At 68.2% G+C, this 16720-nt stretch carries 16 protein-coding genes; 7 read left to right on the top strand and 9 right to left on the bottom strand.

Annotated elements, in window-relative coordinates; all coding sequences use genetic code 11:
* The 3 genes from RJ05_RS16640 to RJ05_RS16630 all read right to left on the bottom strand — a co-directional run.
* The coding region (locus tag RJ05_RS16640) for a helix-turn-helix domain-containing protein (RefSeq protein ID WP_036538296.1) at positions 1 to 766 on the bottom strand (766 nt) is incomplete at its 3' end.
* 208 nt (positions 767 to 974) lie between these two features.
* Positions 975 to 1676, bottom strand: a complete 702-nt coding sequence (locus RJ05_RS16635) for a CE1759 family FMN reductase (RefSeq protein WP_051016643.1) — start codon at positions 1674 to 1676, stop codon at positions 975 to 977.
* 5 nt (positions 1677 to 1681) lie between these two features.
* A complete protein-coding gene (locus tag RJ05_RS16630; RefSeq protein WP_036538294.1) occupies positions 1682 to 2821 on the bottom strand; it encodes an LLM class flavin-dependent oxidoreductase in 1140 nt (379 codons plus the stop codon).
* A 208-nt stretch (positions 2822 to 3029) separates the two neighbouring features.
* Here RJ05_RS16630 and RJ05_RS16625 point away from each other — a divergent pair, with 208 nt between their 5' ends.
* The 4 genes from RJ05_RS16625 to RJ05_RS16610 all read left to right on the top strand — a co-directional run bounded on the left by RJ05_RS16625 (position 3030) and on the right by RJ05_RS16610 (position 8350).
* Positions 3030 to 3650 (top strand): TIGR03085 family metal-binding protein, encoded by a 621-nt coding sequence (locus RJ05_RS16625; RefSeq protein ID WP_036538289.1) that lies wholly within the window; start codon positions 3030 to 3032, stop codon positions 3648 to 3650.
* 640 nt (positions 3651 to 4290) lie between these two features.
* Positions 4291 to 6042 (top strand): acyl-CoA dehydrogenase family protein, encoded by a 1752-nt coding sequence (locus RJ05_RS16620; RefSeq protein ID WP_036538287.1) that lies wholly within the window; start codon positions 4291 to 4293, stop codon positions 6040 to 6042.
* Positions 6043 to 6486: 444 nt separating this feature from the next.
* Positions 6487 to 7611, top strand: coding sequence for a cytochrome P450 family protein (locus RJ05_RS16615; RefSeq protein ID WP_228788979.1), 1125 nt, complete (start codon positions 6487 to 6489; stop codon positions 7609 to 7611).
* Between the two features lie 379 nt (positions 7612 to 7990).
* Entirely contained in the window at positions 7991 to 8350 is a 360-nt protein-coding gene (locus tag RJ05_RS16610) for a DUF4254 domain-containing protein (RefSeq protein WP_036538284.1), read from the top strand.
* Between the two features lie 85 nt (positions 8351 to 8435).
* Here RJ05_RS16610 and RJ05_RS16605 read toward each other — a convergent pair whose 3' ends face one another.
* From RJ05_RS16605 to RJ05_RS16580, 6 genes are all read right to left on the bottom strand, one after another.
* A complete protein-coding gene (locus RJ05_RS16605) occupies positions 8436 to 9233 on the bottom strand; it encodes an ABC transporter permease (protein ID WP_036538283.1) in 798 nt (265 codons plus the stop codon).
* Positions 9234 to 9236: 3 nt separating this feature from the next.
* Positions 9237 to 10133, bottom strand: a complete 897-nt coding sequence (locus RJ05_RS16600; protein ID WP_036538282.1) for a 2-aminoethylphosphonate ABC transporter permease subunit — start codon at positions 10131 to 10133, stop codon at positions 9237 to 9239.
* Positions 10134 to 10320: 187 nt separating this feature from the next.
* Positions 10321 to 11502 (bottom strand): ABC transporter ATP-binding protein, encoded by a 1182-nt coding sequence (locus RJ05_RS16595; protein ID WP_036538281.1) that lies wholly within the window; start codon positions 11500 to 11502, stop codon positions 10321 to 10323.
* 26 nt (positions 11503 to 11528) lie between these two features.
* Positions 11529 to 12602 (bottom strand): 2-aminoethylphosphonate ABC transporter substrate-binding protein, encoded by a 1074-nt coding sequence (locus tag RJ05_RS16590; RefSeq protein ID WP_174343941.1) that lies wholly within the window; start codon positions 12600 to 12602, stop codon positions 11529 to 11531.
* 55 nt (positions 12603 to 12657) lie between these two features.
* Positions 12658 to 13338 (bottom strand): phosphonatase-like hydrolase, encoded by a 681-nt coding sequence (locus tag RJ05_RS16585; RefSeq protein ID WP_036538291.1) that lies wholly within the window; start codon positions 13336 to 13338, stop codon positions 12658 to 12660.
* 8 nt (positions 13339 to 13346) lie between these two features.
* Positions 13347 to 14474 (bottom strand): TIGR03364 family FAD-dependent oxidoreductase, encoded by a 1128-nt coding sequence (locus RJ05_RS16580; RefSeq protein WP_036538278.1) that lies wholly within the window; start codon positions 14472 to 14474, stop codon positions 13347 to 13349.
* A gap of 156 nt (positions 14475 to 14630) precedes the next feature.
* Here RJ05_RS16580 and RJ05_RS16575 point away from each other — a divergent pair, with 156 nt between their 5' ends.
* The 3 genes from RJ05_RS16575 to RJ05_RS16565 all read left to right on the top strand — a co-directional run.
* Positions 14631 to 15332 carry a GntR family transcriptional regulator gene (locus tag RJ05_RS16575; protein ID WP_036538290.1) on the top strand — a complete coding sequence of 234 codons (702 nt, stop codon included), beginning with the start codon at positions 14631 to 14633 and terminating at the stop codon, positions 15330 to 15332.
* Positions 15333 to 15419: 87 nt separating this feature from the next.
* Positions 15420 to 16019, top strand: coding sequence for a TetR/AcrR family transcriptional regulator (locus RJ05_RS16570; protein WP_158682491.1), 600 nt, complete (start codon positions 15420 to 15422; stop codon positions 16017 to 16019).
* An 88-nt stretch (positions 16020 to 16107) separates the two neighbouring features.
* Positions 16108 to 16720: alpha/beta hydrolase (locus RJ05_RS16565; protein WP_156090828.1), on the top strand; the 613-nt coding region annotated here is incomplete at its 3' end.

Genomic DNA, 16720 nt, shown 5'->3' with positions numbered 1-16720 from the left:
GCCGGATTTCGTTGTGGCCCTCGATCAGCGCGTCACCGGCGATGCCCTCCACATACACCAGTTCCGGATCGGCGGGATCATGGAAATCCAGCAGGGTGAACGCGCCGGCCATGCCCGGATGGGCGCCCGCGTCGAACGGCAGGATCTGCAGGATCACGTTCTTCTTCAACACCTCTTCCAGCAGCCGGTGCAGCTGCCCGCGCATGATCTCCGGTCCGCCGACCACCCGCCGGATCGCGGCCTCGTCCAGCACCACCCACAGCTCCAACGGGTCGTCCTTGGTGAGCACCGCGGCACGGTCCATCCGGGCGCGCGCCCGGCGCTCCATGACCGCGGCGTCGACCTTGGGCATGGTCGTGTCGATCACCGCCAGGGCGTACTGCTCGGTCTGCAACAGGCCGGGCACGTAGGAAGTCTGGTAGTGGCGCGCCGACAGCGCCACGGACTCGAAATTGATATACGCCGCATAGACTTCGGTGAGGCTGGCCTCGTACGGCCGCGACATTCCCGGCTTCTGCGCATCGCTCAGCAATTCCAGCGCGTCCTTGCGCCGGGCGTCGTCGACACCGTACAGGTCGAGCATCGTCAACAGGGTGCGCCGTTGCGGCCGCGCCTGCGCGCGCTCGATCCGGTACAGCGTGGTCACATTGATCCCGGTCTTGGCGCTGACCTCTTCCTTGGTGAGATTCGCCTGCTCGCGCATTTCGGTCAGCAGCACCGACAGCCGCCGCAGGCCCGCGGTGAGGATCGTGCGCTTGCCCGCCATGACAACCCCTTCACTGCGCGGCCGCATGCGGTCGCGTCATCGTTCCCGGCTCGTGGCGCGTCCGGCACCCACCGGGCCTGGCCCGTCCGCCGCCGATACCAGACGCGTGTTGTCTCGAATCTACGACGTCGGAAACGGTTCTACGAGCGGATGAGGCAGATACGGTGTACGGATCCGGGATTCGATCCGCTGCCGTGGCAGGGGGGACTCAGCTGTGTGGCTGGAGGCCGGGCCGGTCGTGCCGGGTATTCGGCGCCGCCACCGTACCGGTATGGCCGGCCAGCAGCTCGGCGAACGGCGCTGGGGTTGCGAGTGAGTTTCCCGAGCGGCGATGGGTGCGTCGTTGCTCCGGCACGAATCCGGCGACGGCGTTCTGCTCGGCGACGACCAGCGTCGCGAATTCCGCCGCCGCCCGGCGCACCCGCTCGGCGAGCCCGGCCGATCCGAAATCCTCGGTGGCCGCGAAAATTCCGGTGGGGGTGACGACGGCGCGCAGGTAGGTGAACAGCGGGCGCATGGCGTGATCGAGCACCAGTGCATGCCGTGGTGTGCCCGCGGTGGCCGCGATCAACACCGGCATGCCGTTGAGCGCGTCCGGATCGAGGACGTCGATGAACATCTTGAACAGGCCGCTGTAGCTCGCGGCGAACACCGGCGTGACAGCGATGACGCCGTCGGCGGCCGACACCTTGTCTCTGACATCGGCGACCGCGGCCGTCGGCAGACCACCGGTGAGGGTGGTGGTCGCCAATTCGATGGCCAGTTCGCGCAGTTCGACCACCTCGAACTCGACGGCCTCGCCACGTGCCGTCACCGCCGCCGAGACGGCATCGGCCAGCTGATCGGCCAGCAGCCTGCTCGACGACGGCTGCGACAGGCCCGCGGTCAGTACCACTACTCGTCGGGTCATCGCCTTCACTCCTCGTTCGCGGCGGCGAGCACGCGTTCGCGCGCGGGCTCGACCAGGTGATGCGGTGCCTGCGGGCCTGCCGCCACCAGGCTCGCGTGGGTGGGCGGGTCACTGGGCACATGTGCGGGGCGACGCGCCTCGAACTCCCGGCGCAGCGTGGGAATCACCTCGCGGCCCAGGATCTCGATCTGCTCCAGCACCACCTCGAGCGGCAGCCCGGCGTGGTCGAGCAGGAACAGCTGGCGTTGATAGTCGCCGACATTGTCGGCGAAACCGAGGGTCCGCTCGATCACCTGCTCGGGGGTGCCGACCGTCAACGGAGTGAGTTCGGTGAACTCCTCCAGTGACGGGCCGTGCCCGTAGACCGGCGCGTTGTCGAAGTAGGGCCGGAAGAACTTCTTGGCCGCGGCCTCGGTCTCGGCCATGAACACCTGACCGCCGAGCCCGACGATGGCCTGGTCGCCGCCGCCGTGGCCGTAATGCTCGAAGCGCTGCCGGTACAGCGCCACCATCTGCGCGGTGTGCTCCTTGTTCCAGAAGATGTTGTTGTGGAAGAAGCCGTCACCGTAGTAGGCGGCCTGCTCGGCGATCTCCGGGGAGCGGATCGAGCCGTGCCAGACGAACGGCGGGGTCTGATCCAGCGGAGCCGGCGTCGAGGTGAAGCCTTGCAAAGGCGTGCGGAACTTGCCCTGCCAGTCGACCTTCGGTGTGCGCCACAGTGTGCGCAGCAGGTGGTAGTTCTCCACGGCCAGTGCGATGCCGTCGCGGATGTCTTTGCCGAACCACGGATAGACCGGTCCGGTGTTACCGCGGCCGAGCATCAGATCCACCCGGCCGTCGGCCAGGTGCTGCAGCGTGGCGTAATCCTCGGCGATCTTCACCGGATCGTTGGTGGTGATCAGGGTCGTCGCGGTGGACAGCTGCAGGTTCTGGGTGCGGGCGGCGACATAGCCGAGCATCGTGGTCGGCGAGGACGGCACGAACGGCGGATTGTGGTGCTCACCGGTGGCGAAGACGTCGAGCCCGACCTCCTCGGCCTTCAGGGCGATCGCCACCATGGCCTTGATCCGTTCGGCCTCGCTCGGGGCGCGGCCGGTCGTGGGGTCGACGGTGACGTCCCCGACGGTGAAGATTCCGAACTGCACGATGCCTTCCTCCTTTCGTCCACCCGAGTTGGTGGACATGGCAACCAAGGGAACGCGGCCGGCTGCCGGGCTATTCCCCGGCGCCGTCCGGCGCGCGCACGCATCCGTCCGCGGCCGTCGGGCCGCCGCCGGAATCGCCCTCTCACCGCCCGAGGGCGCCCCGGACGACGCCCCGGGCCGCCCGATCGCCCGGTGTTAGGGTCGACACATGAGCATGGCTCGCCGCGAACGACAGGCCCTGGCCGAGGCGATGATCGCCGCCGGCCCCGAGGCGCCGACGCTGTGCGGGGAATGGACTGTCCGCGACCTGGCCGCCCATCTGGTCGTGCGCGAACGCCGCCCGGACGCCGCACCCGGCATCCTGATCACCCGGCTGGCCGGCTACACCGACCGTGTGCAGGCCAAAGCCGCCGAACGCCCGTTCCCGGAACTCGTCGAGCAGGTACGCACCGGCCCGCCGTGGTGGTCGCCGCTGCGCCCGATCGATGCCCTGGTGAACCTCTCCGAGATGTTCATCCACCACGAGGACGTCCGCCGGGCCGGCGCCGAATGGGACCCCCGCGACCTGCCCGCCGCCGACCAGGACCAGCTCTGGAAGCTGCTCACCCGCACCGCCCGCATGTCCTACCGCAACTGTCCGGTAGCGGTCGTGCTCGAAGCGCCCGACGGCCGCAGGATCACCGCACGTCCCGGCACCGACGAGGTCGTGCTGTGCGGCGAACCCGCCGAACTGCTGCTGCACGCCTTCGGTCGTGATCGGGTGCGTATCGAAGCTGTTGGTGAAACCGTCGCCGTGGAGGCGGCGTTGACGTGTGATCGCAGCGTGTGAGTCACAGCCGCTTGCCGGACGCCGTTCGGCGTTCACCCTTGCGTGCGGCGATCGGCCGGCATGGGCCGGACTCGTCCAGCCGGCTTTCCTGGCCCGGTGACGTGAAGATGAACATCGCTGCGCTTCGTCGAAGCCGTTGGTTTGCAGGAATTCTCGGCGTTGCCCGATAGTTCCTGCTGGTCGCGCTCGGCTACTGCCGAGTAGCAGAATCCGGCGACGATGGATCCGCGTAGACCACCCGCCGCGGGGGTGAGTTTGTGGCACAATACGTTTCGTGTCTCAGCCCGGCCATAGCAACCCTGCAGCACCGTTGGTGCCGCAGGTTGCCGTGATCGTTGAAACGGTCGAGCAGGGCACACACATCACGAAGTCGGAGGTCGAGGCCGTCGAGCCGGAGCCTCCGGACGGAGCGAATTCGCGCAGTGTCGGAGCCGGGGTCGGTGATGCCCGACAGTCTTGTGGTGCAACGGCGTCCATGACATGCCGCACCGCGTCCGCATATGCCGGCACGGCTTGGGGGTGGGCAGCGTAGCCGCCCTTCGGTGATCTCCACCGTCGGGCACGTGGTGCATTGATCTTTCGATGTGAACCCGCGCGCGATCGTTTCGATTTCTCACTTATGTTTCGAAAGGGATGGACAATGGCACGCACCGCGCTGGCCGAGCTTATTCGGCATGGCAACCCGGAGATTCATCAGCAGTTGCAAGAGATCCTGAGCAACCCGGACTTCGTCGTCACGGAGCAGCAGAGCCAGGAGCAGCGCCGTCTCAACGCGTACGACCAATTGCGCTACCTGGTCGGCAAGCTCGGGAGTTCCCGCGCTATCGCGACCGATCTGCCCTCCCTCTTCGCGGTCTTCGACTGGTCCGCTGTGCTGGCCACCGACCTGATTCCGCTGATTTCGGGACACTACAACCTGGCCTCGGGCAGCCTGGCGACGCTGACGGACTCCGATTCGGCGGCACCGTATCTACAGGACCTGGATGATGCCTCCAGCATCGGTGTCATGCTGCTCACCGAATACGGATGCGGCTCCAATATCGGTTTCATGGAGACCGCGGCGACCTGGGACGGCGACGGGTTCGTCATCAACACCCCGCACCCACGGGCCCGGAAATTCATGCCGAGCGTCGGCATCCCGGTGTCGAGGGTCTGCGTGGTCGGTGCGCGCTATATCGATAGCGCGGGCGTCGACCAGGGCGTGCACCTGTTCACGGCGCGCCTGCGTGACGCGAACGGCGATCCGGCGCCCGGGGTGACCATCACCCAACTCGACCATCAGCCCTTGGTCATCATGGACAACTCGATCATCAGCTTCGACAACCTTCGGGTCGAGCGCAGTGCCTGGTTGAGCAACGACCTGGCCACCATCGATGACAACGGTGTGCTGACCTGGCGCGACGAGAGCAGCCGCAAGCGGGCCTTCCCCTCGGCGATCAGCCAGCTGACCGTCGGCCGGATGGCGCTGTCGTCCTGCTTGAACGCGACCGCACGGTCGGCGCTGTACATCGCGTTGCGCTACGCCAACAAGCGAGTGGTGCCGATGACCGCGGTCGATCGGCCCCTCATGGCCGATCTACCGCACGTGCGTGACACCCTGCTGACCGATCTGGCGGGGACTGTCGCGCGGACGGTCTACGGCAACGAGATCAAGACCTTCCTCGCGGGCAGCGATCTCACCGACCGCGACACCGTCGTCACGGTGATGTTGGCCAAGTACTTCATCCAGCCGCATGCCCTGGCCACGGTCACCCACGCTCGCATCAAAATGGGTGCGCAGGGCATGTTCAGCGCCAATCGCGTCGCCGACTACCTCGGTGTCTGCCATGCCGCCATCACCGGTGAGGGCGATTGCCATGTCCTCGGTTCGGTCGGTGGTCGTGTGCTGGCCAAGCAACTTGCGAGCTCGCCGCCGGCCGAGGCACGTCTACACGATCCCGCCGATCCGCAGGAGCGCGCCCGCCTGCTCGAGGCCCGTACTCTGACGATCGCGCAGGAAGCGCAACCGCAGCTCAGCAACTCCGAGTTGGCCGCTCGACTGGCGGTCATTCCGGATGCGCTCAGCGTCGCGGATGCGCATTGCGCCGCGCAGGCTCTGCGAATGCTCGACAAGCACGCCGAATTCCCGGAGATCGCCGCGGTGCGCGACGTGTTCGCTTTGCAGTACCTCGATGAACATTCGACGTGGTATCTCACCCACGGCTTGCTCGACATCGCCGGTGTCAAGGCGGTGCAGCAGGCGCTCGGCGATGCTATCGACAACCTGGCAGTCCATCTGCCCGCCCTCCTGGACTCGTTCGGATTCGACGACGAGATTCTCGGCGCCCCGGTGTTGTCCGATGATCTGGTGACCGCGTGGGACACCCGCTGCGAGGAGGTGCGCCGCCACTGAATTCGCCGGTCTGAGTCCTGATCCAGCGTGCCTCCGCCGACCGCGGAGGCACGCTGGATGCTGTTATCGCCGGGGATGGCGCCTGCGGCCGAGATCGCGACGGGTGTGCGCGGGACGAACTCTGCGCTGGCCGTCGATGGTGTGAACACCGTGCCGTGATCGGATGGTCGGAGTACGGTACACAAGGCCGGGGCGATGTGTGGCCGACACGCGGGCTCCGCCGACAGAAACTTGTTGGCAGGGAACGCTATCGCAGCTCGATGGCCTACGCCCGGTCTCATCTCGAGTACTAGCTGCCGGATTCGATGTCAAGGAGATTACGTGCATACGCAGCCCACACAGGGTGCTGGCGCCGACTCATTTTCGCCGATCGAGGGCATAGGCCCCCGAATCCCGATCTACACCGAGAATTTTGCGGCCGACCCGCATGGGGCATACCGGCAGATGCGCCGTGACTACGGGCCGCTGGTGCCGATCGAGATGTGGCCAGGAGTACCTGCGACGCTGGTGACCAAATACCGGACCGCGGTGCGTATTCTCAACGACCCCGAACACTTCCCGGCCGACCCGCGAGCCTGGCAGAAGACCGTGCCCGCCGACATGCCCATTCTGCCGATGGTCGAATGGCGCCCGAACGCGATTCGCACCAGCGGCGCCGAGCACGCACGCTACCGCGGCGCGATGAACGACGCACTGGCCGGAATCGATCTGAACATGCAGCGAGCGATGGTGGAGAAGTCTGCCATCCCGATCACCAACACCTTCTGCCGGGACGGCCAGGCCGATGTGCTGAGCCAGTACGCTCTCCCGTTGGTCTTTTCGGTCCTGTGCCAGGTGCTCGGCTGCCCGCAGGACATCGGTGAGCAGGTCGCCGCGGCCAGCGCGGCGATGTTCGACGGTGTGGACACCGAAACGGTCAACGCCCAGATGGGTAGCGCGTTGCTCGAGCTCACCGCGCTCAAGCGGGCCCACCCGGGCGACGACGTGACGACGCGGCTGGTCCAGCACCCGGCCGGGCTGACCGACGAGGAGATGGTGCATCAGTTGGTTCTGTTGTTCGCCGCCGGTGTCGAACCCCCGGTGAACCTCATCGCCAACACCCTCGTGATGATGCTGAGCGATCCCCGCTTCACCAGCAACGATCACAGTCTTCCCTTGTCGACCAGGAGCGCGCTCGACGAGATGCTCGCTGTCGACCCGCCCATGGCGAACTACTGCATCACCTATCCCCGCCAGCCGATCCTGATCGAGAAGGTCTGGCTGCCTGCCAATCAGCCGGTGATCATCAGCATGGCTGCCTGCAACAACGATCCCGACATCAACACCGGCGAGTTCGCCGGTAACGGTTGGAATCTGGCGTTCAGCTCCGGCCCGCACGCATGCCCCGCGCACGCCCGTCCGTTCTCGTATCTGCTCGCGCAGGACGCCATCGATCAGCTTCTGGATGCCCTGCCGGAGTTGACGCTGGCGGTCCCCAAGCATGAGCTCGTCTGGCGGCCAGGACCATTCCACCGCGCGCTGACCGCGCTGCCGGTCGTATTCCCGCCCTCGCCACCGCTGAGTCTCTGAATCTGCGCGGTCCGAGTCGGACCGCCGGTGCACTCTTCGTCAGCTCGTCTGCGTGCCGGTGCCGGTCGGCAGTCGGGTTGCCGCAACATGCCTGAGCGACAGCGTCTCCACATACCGCCCGGTACGCACAAAGTAGTTCGCAATATTGCGTTCTGGGGTCTTGTGTTCTTGCATCCGTAAGTGCAAAATCCACCTATCCTTGTTGTGAACAAGCGATCCGATCCGGATAACCGAACAGAGAGCCAATCATGTTGGTACAAAGTGTGATGGTGTCGGGTGAGTTCGGGGTGTGGGGATGAGCGCGCCGACGGTGGGGGTTCTGCCGACAGCGCCGCAATTGCTGTGTGCCTTCCAGGGGCGGCGGTTTCAAGACCGCGAGATGCTGCGCTCAGCGCACGCGCTGGTCGAACTGCACGAGCGCCGCGCCCAACTGCGTGATACGGCCTTGGTAGCCGAAATCGACTGTCGCAGGGTGGAACTCGTCGACGACATCAACGAGTGGATCACCCAGGAGGTGCCGCAGCATCGCAACGGCGCCACCCTGCACACCGAAAGCCTCGGGGCGGTGATCGACCGGATGGCGCGCAGCTGGGTCAACGCCAACCAGGCCATCGATGCCAACGGTGCGCGCAGCGACAACACGCACAAGCACTGGTATCACCTGGCCGAACTGGTCGACGGTTACACCGATTTGATCGCCGAGGTCACCGGCGGCCGTCGGCGGCTGCCGGAGCAGTAACATCGCGGCCGCGTCCAGCCCTCTGGACAGTTGCTCGAGCGGCCGGTGGTAGTCCCCACGGACCACCACCGGCCGCTGTCGTCGTTCAGCGCAGTGCGGCGCGGCCCTTGATCCGGCCGAGCAGGATGAGCGCCAGCAGCGTGACCAGCACGAGCACGGTGGTGCCTGCCGCGGCGTCGAAGACCTCGCCGCGATCGGTGAGCGCGAAAATGCTGACCGGCAGCGTCTTCCAGGTGGCCGGGTACACCATGATGGTTGCGCCCAGCTCACCCATCGACAGCGCGACGGCCAGGCCCGCCGCCGCGCCGAGGGCGGGCAGCAGCAGGGGCAGGGTCACTTGGCACAGCACCCGGACCGGGCCGGCGCCGAGCGATTCGGCTGCCTGCCGGTAGCCCGGATCGAGCCGGTCGCAGGCGGCCGACACCGCGCTGAACGCATATGCCAGCACCAGCACCGAATGCGCCACGATGACAATCCATTTGGTGCCGCCCAGCAATAGTGGCTGCTCGTTGAACGCGATCAGCACGCCGAGCCCGATCGCCACCGACGGCACGGCGACCGGCAGGTGGAACACCGCGTCGGTCAGCCGCCGCCACCACTGCGGCGCCTCCCGTGCCGCCAGAGCCGCCCAGGTGCCGAGCACCAGCGACACCGCGCCGGCCAGCAGCGCTGTCTGCACGCTGACCGACAGGCTGGCCACCTGCTCACCCGACAGCGCTCGTTCGAGATTGGCGGTGCCGAGATCCGATGGCAGCGGGCCGGTCCAGCTGCCCGCCAGTGCCGCCGCGAACACCGTCGCGATGGGAGCCGCGAAGACCACCAGCACCACCACCGCGAAAACCGCGAGTACCAGCGCACGTCCGCGCCCGGTCCACACCAGCATTGCTCAGCGCTCCTTCCGGGACGGGCCGGTGACCTTGGCGAAGATCAGCCGGTACCCGAGATACAGGGTCAGCGACAGCGCGACCTGGACGGTGGCCAGCACCGCCGCCCCCGGCAGATCGAAGGTGACGATGCCACGGGTGTAGATCAGCGCGGGCAGGGTGATCACCCCTTTCGCGCCGGTGAACAGCACGATCCCGAATTCGTTGAGCGTCAACAGCAGGACCAGGCTGCCGCCCGCAGCGAGGGCGGGCCACGCCTCGGGCAGCACCACTTGTCGCAGCACCCGCCACGGGCTCGCGCCCAGACTCGCCGCGACGTCGAGTTGCTCGCGCGGCAGTTGGGCGAACGCGGCCAGCAGCGGCCGCACCACGAACGGGGTGAAGAAGGTGATTTCGGCCAGGATCACCCCGGTCGGTGTTGTGAGGAAATCCAGGGCGGGGCCCTCCCGTCCGGTGAGCCGGGCGATGAGCGCGTTGACCGCGCCCGCCGTGCCGTAGAGGAAGGTGAAGGCGAGGGTGATCAGGAACGACGGCAGCGTGAGCACGGTGTCGATCAGCCGGCCCACCACCGTCGCGCCGGGAAATGGCACGAACGCGAGCACGATCGCGAGGAAGGTGCCGAGCACCAGGCAGCCCGCCGTCGAGCAGACCGCGATGGATATCGTGCGCCACAACGCGTCCCGGAAGGCGGCGGATCCGAGGACCTGCGCCCAGGTTCCGGTGCCGCGACCGTCCGGAGTGATCGTCGATTCGGTGAGCACCCGCAGGATCGGGTAGGCCGCGATGACCAGCACCACGATGATGGGCGGCAGGCCCCAGAGGATCGGACGCCACGAGCGGGGTGCCGCCGTCGGCGCGGCCGGTGACGGCGTGGGGCGTTCGATCAGCGGTGTGCTCATCGGCCACGCCTCGTTTCGATCGCGGTGAGCAGCGTTCGCCATCGACGAGCCCGCGTCTCGTTGGTGCGGCCGGGTGTTCGCGGGGTCCGCGCAAGGCTGGTGGCCGGGTCGCCGTGCTCGGTGCCGGCGTGCGCCGGCACCGGAATACGCTGCGGCAAACCGGCTCCGGTCGGCGTCTGATGTGGGCTCATGACGTTTCTCCGCTCGCCGCGTCGAGCGCGGGTGGGATGAGCACACCGGCCGGATCGGGCAGGTGCACGCCGACCACCGAATCGACGGTGGTGTCTGCCTGGCCGGGTACGTCGGCGGTGAGTTCGCCGGGCAGCCCGTCGATCCGCAGTCGCAGCCGGGTGGACGACCCGCGCCACACGGTGCTCACCACCGTCGCCCGCAGTGCGTCCCGCTCGGACGTGGCGCCGATTCCGATGGTGTGCGGCCGGATACACAACAGTGTGGCCGCATCCGGTGTCCAGGCCGGTCGACCGACGCCGGGAGCGGGGGCTTCGGCGCGCAGGGTGCGGCTGCCCGCGGTGACCAGGGCCGAGCCGCCGGAGACCCGGTTCACTGTGCACGGCACCAGATTCGCGCCCCCGAGGAAGGCCGCCGTGAAATCGCTGGGCGGGCGCTGCCACAGGTCGGCCGCGGTATCGATGTCGACCAGCCGCGCATCGCGCATGACGGCGATGCGGTCGGCCAGGGCCAGCGCCTCGGTCTGATCGTGGGTGACATACAGCATCGCCGTATCGGGCAGCGCCTGCCGAAGTTGTTGCAGCTCACCGAGCATGGATTGGCGCAGCTGCGCGTCGAGCGCCGCCAGCGGTTCGTCCAGCAGCAGCACCGGCGGCCGGATGGCCAGCGCCCGCGCGATGGCCACCCGCTGCTGCTGACCACCGGACAGCTCACGGGGCAGGCGTTTGGCGTAGCCGGCCATGCCGACCATCTCCAGGGCTTCGGCAACTCGGGCGTCGATCTCCCGGCGCGGCACCCGATGCGCTTTCAGCCCGAACGCGACATTGCCGTGCACCGTCATATGCGGGAACAGGGCGTAGGACTGGACGACGACGCCGATGCCGCGTTTGGCCGGCGACAAGCCGGTGACCTCGCGCCCGGCCAGTCGCACCGCGCCCGAGGTCGGCCGGACGAATCCGGCCAGAGCCTTGAGCGCGGTGGACTTGCCGGAACCACTCGGTCCGAGCAACGCGACGGTCTCGCCCGCCGCCACCCGCAGCGAGAAGTCGGTCAGGGCGACGGTCGCGGTGCGGCCGCGTCCGTAACTGACGCCCACCCGGTCGAACACGATCGCGGGTTCGGCCGTGTCATGCGTGGGATTCGTGGTGGTGGTGGTCGTGAGCGCGTCACCGGCGGGCATTGTCGGCTCCTGTCGTCGTCGCGGGGTCAGCTGCCGGTGGCCCGCTGGTAGGCGGCGATATCGCCGTCCAGCTCGGTCAGCACCGTGTTCCAATCGACCGGCACGACCTCGACACCGGCCAGCAAGCTGCTCGGCGATGGCTCGGTGCCCGTTGGCACCGTGCGCAACTCGGCGCGCGCGGGCACCGCGAACGCCTCCGGTGCCAAGGTCTGCTGGGCCGGCGCCGACAGCAGGAACTCCATCAGCTGCTTCGCCTCCGCCTGGTGCGGTGCGGTTTTGCTCAGTCCCATGACGTAGGGGACCGCGACCGTGGACCGCTTCCCGTCGGCGGCCGCGGGGAAGAAGATGGAGAACTTCGATCCCTTGTCCGCGATGGTGGCCAGGTTCATCTGGATATCGCCATTGGCGATGAGTAGCTCGGCCTTGTCGACCTTGGCCTGCAGTTTGCCGGTCGACGACGACGGGCCGACATTGTTGGCCTGCAACTTCGCCAGATAGTCGAGCGCGCCCTGCTTGCCGAGCAACTGCTGCAACAGGATCAGCACCGCGGTGCCGTCACCGGCCTGGCCCGGCGTCGAATACTGCAGCTTGCCCTTGAACTCCGGCTTCAGCAGATCGTCCCAGGTCAGGCCCGCGGTCTGGACCGACGGGTTGGCGATGAAGCACAGGTAGTTCTCGGCGAGGGTGACGTACTGGCCGTCGGGGTCCTTGTCGGCGTCCGGCACGGCGCCGGTGTCGATGCCGCTGTCGGCGAGCAGGCCCGAACTCTTCGCCTTCTGGATGAACGGTGGCAGCGTCACCAGCACGTCGGCCTGCGGGTTGTTCTGCTCCATGGTCACCCGGTTGACCACCTCGCCGGAGCCGGCTTCGACCAGATTGACCGCGATGCCGGTCTGCTCGGTGAACTCGGCGAAGCGCTTGCCGTACCAACCGGCCAGGCCGTCGGCGGAGTAGACGGTGACCGATTTCCCGCCGGTGGCCTCGGCCCCTGTTCCGCCGCAGGCCGCCGTGAACGCGACGGCGGTGGCGGCGGCGACCAGCAATGCGGTCCGGGACAGGGTGCGTGCCAGGCGTCGGCCCGGTGTGTTCGAAGTACGCACGATGACTGCAACTTTCGTTCGAAGCGAGGGATGAGTCGAAGGGACGGGGGAGGGATCAGTGCAGGATCAGGTCGGCGAACTCGCTGACCGACGCCACCACGTGGGTGGCGCCGGCGTCGCGCAGTGCGTCCGCGTCGTGGGCGCCGGTGAGGGTGCCCGCCACGATCCGGGCGCCCGCGGCGAGACCGGTGGCGATATCGCTGGTGGTGTCGCCGAGCACCGCCACCCGGTCGACGGCGTCGGCGCCCAGGCGCAGCAGCGCGGTGAGCACCAGGTCGGGGTAGGGGCGGCCGCGGCCGGCCTCCGAGGGCGCCAGCGTCAGGTCGGCGAGATCGTGCCAGCCGAGGGCGTCGAGCAGCCGGTCCTGGGTGATGCGGCTGAAACCGGTGGTGAGCGCCACCTTCACTCCGGCCGAGCGCAAGGACCGGATGGCCTCGACGGCGCCGGGGATCGGCGCGACGTCGGAGTCGGTGATCAGGGCGTCGTAGGCGGTTTCGAAGGCGCGGTTGGCCTGGTGTGCCTTGTCCTCGTCGCCGAGCAGGGCACGGAAGACGGCGATCTTCGACTGCCCCATGGTGTCGAGTACGTAGGTGCGGGCGCGGTCGCGTTCGGGGCCGTCGGCGGGGATCCCGGCAGCGGTGGCGGCCTCCTCGAAGGCGCGCAGCACCAGCCCGCCATCGGCGACGGTGGTGCCGGCCATATCCAGGACGGCGAGCTGAATGGTGGTGTCCGGCATGGTGATCCTCACAGGTTCAGCAGGTCGGCGGTGTCCTCGCCGAGTGCGGGTCCGAGGGTCATGCCGCGCCCGCCGGGCCCGGTCACCACCCAGATGTGGGCGCCGGCCGCGGCGCGGGTGACGATGGTCTCCGGGTCGACGCTCTGGCTGTACACCCCGGCCCAGCGGCGCACGATGGGCGGCAGCTTGCGGCCGAGTAGTTCCTCGGTGACGGCGGTGAGGTGCTCGTAGGGCGCCTCGTCGACATCGAAGGGGAACGGTTCGGTGTACTCGTGGGTGTCGCCGATGGTGAGCCCGCCGTGCAGGCGCTGCACGCACAGCAGTTGCATTTTGTGCTCGGCGGCGGTGGCGGTCTGGGACTGCTCGCGTTCGAGCGCCTCGACCTGGGGGCCGGCGAATCCCGGGTAGTAGCGGAAGCTGTCGCCGTCGGCGATGGCGGTGGTGAGCGGTTCGCCCAGCGGCGCGGTCTGCATCATCTGCAACCGCACCCGCCGCACCGGCAGCGCGCCGACGAGATCACGGGTCAGCCCGGTGTGCGCGGCGCCGGCGCAGACGAGCACCAGATCGGCCTCGAACGTCCGGCCTTGGTCGTCGCGCACGACCGCGCCGCCGGAGGTGTCCTCGACGGTCCTGGCCTCGGTGGCCGCGTGGAAGGTGTAGCGGCCCGTGGCTTCCATATAGGCGCGCAGCGCGGGCAGGGCTTGACGTGATTCCACCGCCGCGTCGGCCGAACAATGCAGTCCGGCAAGGAACTTGCCGCGCAGGGCGGGATTGAGCGCACGGACCTGCTCGGGCTCGAGCAGCTCGAATCCGCGCTGCGCGGCGGTCGGTCCCGCAGCGGCGGCCTCGGCCACGGCCAGTTCGGCGGGTGTGCGTACCAGCGTCAGCGAACCGGCCGACCGGAACCCCACGCCGGGAACGCGGCCGCCGATCTCCTCCCAGAGTTGCCGCGACCGCAGCGTCAGCTCGAGTTCGGCGTGCGAGCGCCCCGAGACCCAGACCAGGCCGAAGTTGCGTACTGTGGCGCCGCGGGCCTCGGGCTCGCGCTCCAACTGCACGACCTCGTGGCCGCGCCCGATCGCGGCGAGGGCGTGCGCGGTGCCGAGGATGCCGCCGCCGATGATGACCAATCGCATGAGCCCATCGTGCACATTGGTCTAGACCGATGGGTGTGGACCGAGCGAACGCTGGGTTAACAATTGGTATAGACCAATTGCGGGTACGCTGGGGGCATGGACACGACGGATGTGGCGGGGGCGGATACCCGGTGGCCCAAGGCTTTTCCGGCGACGATGCCCAAGGTCGTCGGCAAGGCCTATCAGGTGCGCACCGCGATCGAGCGGATCCTCGACGACCTGAACGAAGGCGATCCGGTGCCATCGGAGCGCGAACTCGCCACCCGGTTCGAGGTCGCACGCGAGACGGTGCGCCAAGCCCTGCGCGATCTGCTGGTGGAGGGCCGGATCCGACGGCAGGGCCGGGGCACAGTGGTGTCGCGGCCGAAAATGGTGCAGCCGCTGGCCTTACAGTCCTACACCGAGGCAGCGCTGAGTCTCGGGCGGGTGCCCGGGCGCCTGGTGGTCGACTGGCAGGACGTGCCCGCCGACGCCGACACCGCCCGCGACCTCGGCCTCGAGCCCGGTACCGAGGTGATGCATCTGGAACGGGTGCTGCTGGCCGACGGTGAACGCATCGGCCTGGAGAGCACCTACCTGCCGCTGCACCGCTTCGCGGGCTTGCGCGGTAGCTACGACCCGACGACGTCGCTGTACGCGGCCATCCGCGCCGCGGGCGTGGAATTCGCCGCCGCCACCGAGCGCATCGAAACCGTGCCCGCCTCCCCCCGTGAGGCCGCCCTGCTCGAATGCAGCACCGCGCTGCCGCTGATCCTGCTCAACCGGCGCAGTGTGGATCCGCAGGGGCAGCCGATCGAGCGGGTGCGGTCGCTGTATCGCGGTGACCGCATCGCGTTCGAGGCGCGACTGGAGCGGTGATGTCCGGCACCGCGCCGGCCGGGAGCCGCTACCTCCGGCGCGCTGATCGGCGCGGGGGTTCGCGGGATGAATCGGTACCGTGCAGATATGCCAGGAACGACCTCGCCCCGAGTGGGCCGCCCCCGCGATCGTGACTTGGATGCGGCCTTGCTCGAGGCCACCGCGCGGCTGGTCGTCGAGCGTGGGTATGCCGCGCTGTCGCTTCAGGCTGTGGCCGACGAGGCGGAGACGAGCCGACCGGCCCTGTATCGCCGCTACGCCGACCGTGCCGAGCTCGTCATGGCCGTGCTGATCGATCGCTTCGGTTTGCAGCCGGGCGGGCTGGATCTCGGTGGCCTCGAAGCGGAATTGCTGGCGATCCAGCGGCATCAGCGGGACCTGTTCACCGAACCGGTGATGTGCAAGGCGCTGCCCGGGTTGCTGGCCGATCTGGCGAGCAACCCCGAGGCGGCCCGTCGTTTCCAGGAGGAATTCCTCACGCCCCGGCGCGTGTCCACCGCCTCGATTCTGGAACGCGCGGTTGCTCGGGGGGAGATCGCGCCGGGCGTGGACCCGGAATGGATCTGTGATCTGATCACCGGTCCGATGCTGATGCGGGCGCTGATGCCCTCGCTCGGCCCGATCGATGACGAGCTGGTGCGGCTGACCGTCCGATCCGCGTTGGATGCGCTCGGCTACCAGGGTTGACATAGTTGATGCATTGATGTGGTTGACGCCACATTGCCACGCCTCTACGATCCATTACGTTACGACACGTAATTTATTTGGAGGCATGATGCGGGTCGATACCGAATTCCTCAGCAACGGCGTGACCCTGCGCGGCTGGTTGTATCGGCCGCAGACCTGCCCGCCGACCGGCGCACCACTGGTGGTCATGACGCATGGGTTCGCCGGCGTCAAGGAATGGGTGGCGCCGTTCGCCGAGGTACTCACCGCCGCGGGCCTGGCCTGCCTGGTGTACGACCATCCCGGCTTCGGGACCTCGGACGGCGCGCCCAGGTACGAGGTGAACCCGCAGGCCCAGATCGACGGATACCGCGACGCGATCACCTTCGCGCAGAACCTCGACGGTATCGACCCGGATCGGATCGCGGTGTGGGGCACCAGCTACGCCGGGGCCCATGTCCTGGTCGTCGCCGCCACCGACCGGCGGGTGCGCGCCGTGGTGTCCCAGGTGCCGCTGACCGACGGGTGGGCCACCTTCAGCCGCCTCGTGCCACCGACCATGATCCCGGTCCTGCACGAGGCCATCGCCGCGGATCGCCTGGCCGTCGCCGCCGGTAAACCGCATCAGACGATCAAAGCGGCCTCCGACGACCCCACCGAGATGGTCGCCATGCCGGGCCTCGAGGTGTACCAGTGGCTGATGGACAACGGCCCACGGGTCG

This window comes from Nocardia cyriacigeorgica NBRC 100375, from assembly GCF_000308555.1.
Lineage (GTDB): Bacteria > Actinomycetota > Actinomycetes > Mycobacteriales > Mycobacteriaceae > Nocardia > Nocardia cyriacigeorgica.
This window is presented reverse-complemented; position numbering and strand designations above follow the sequence as displayed.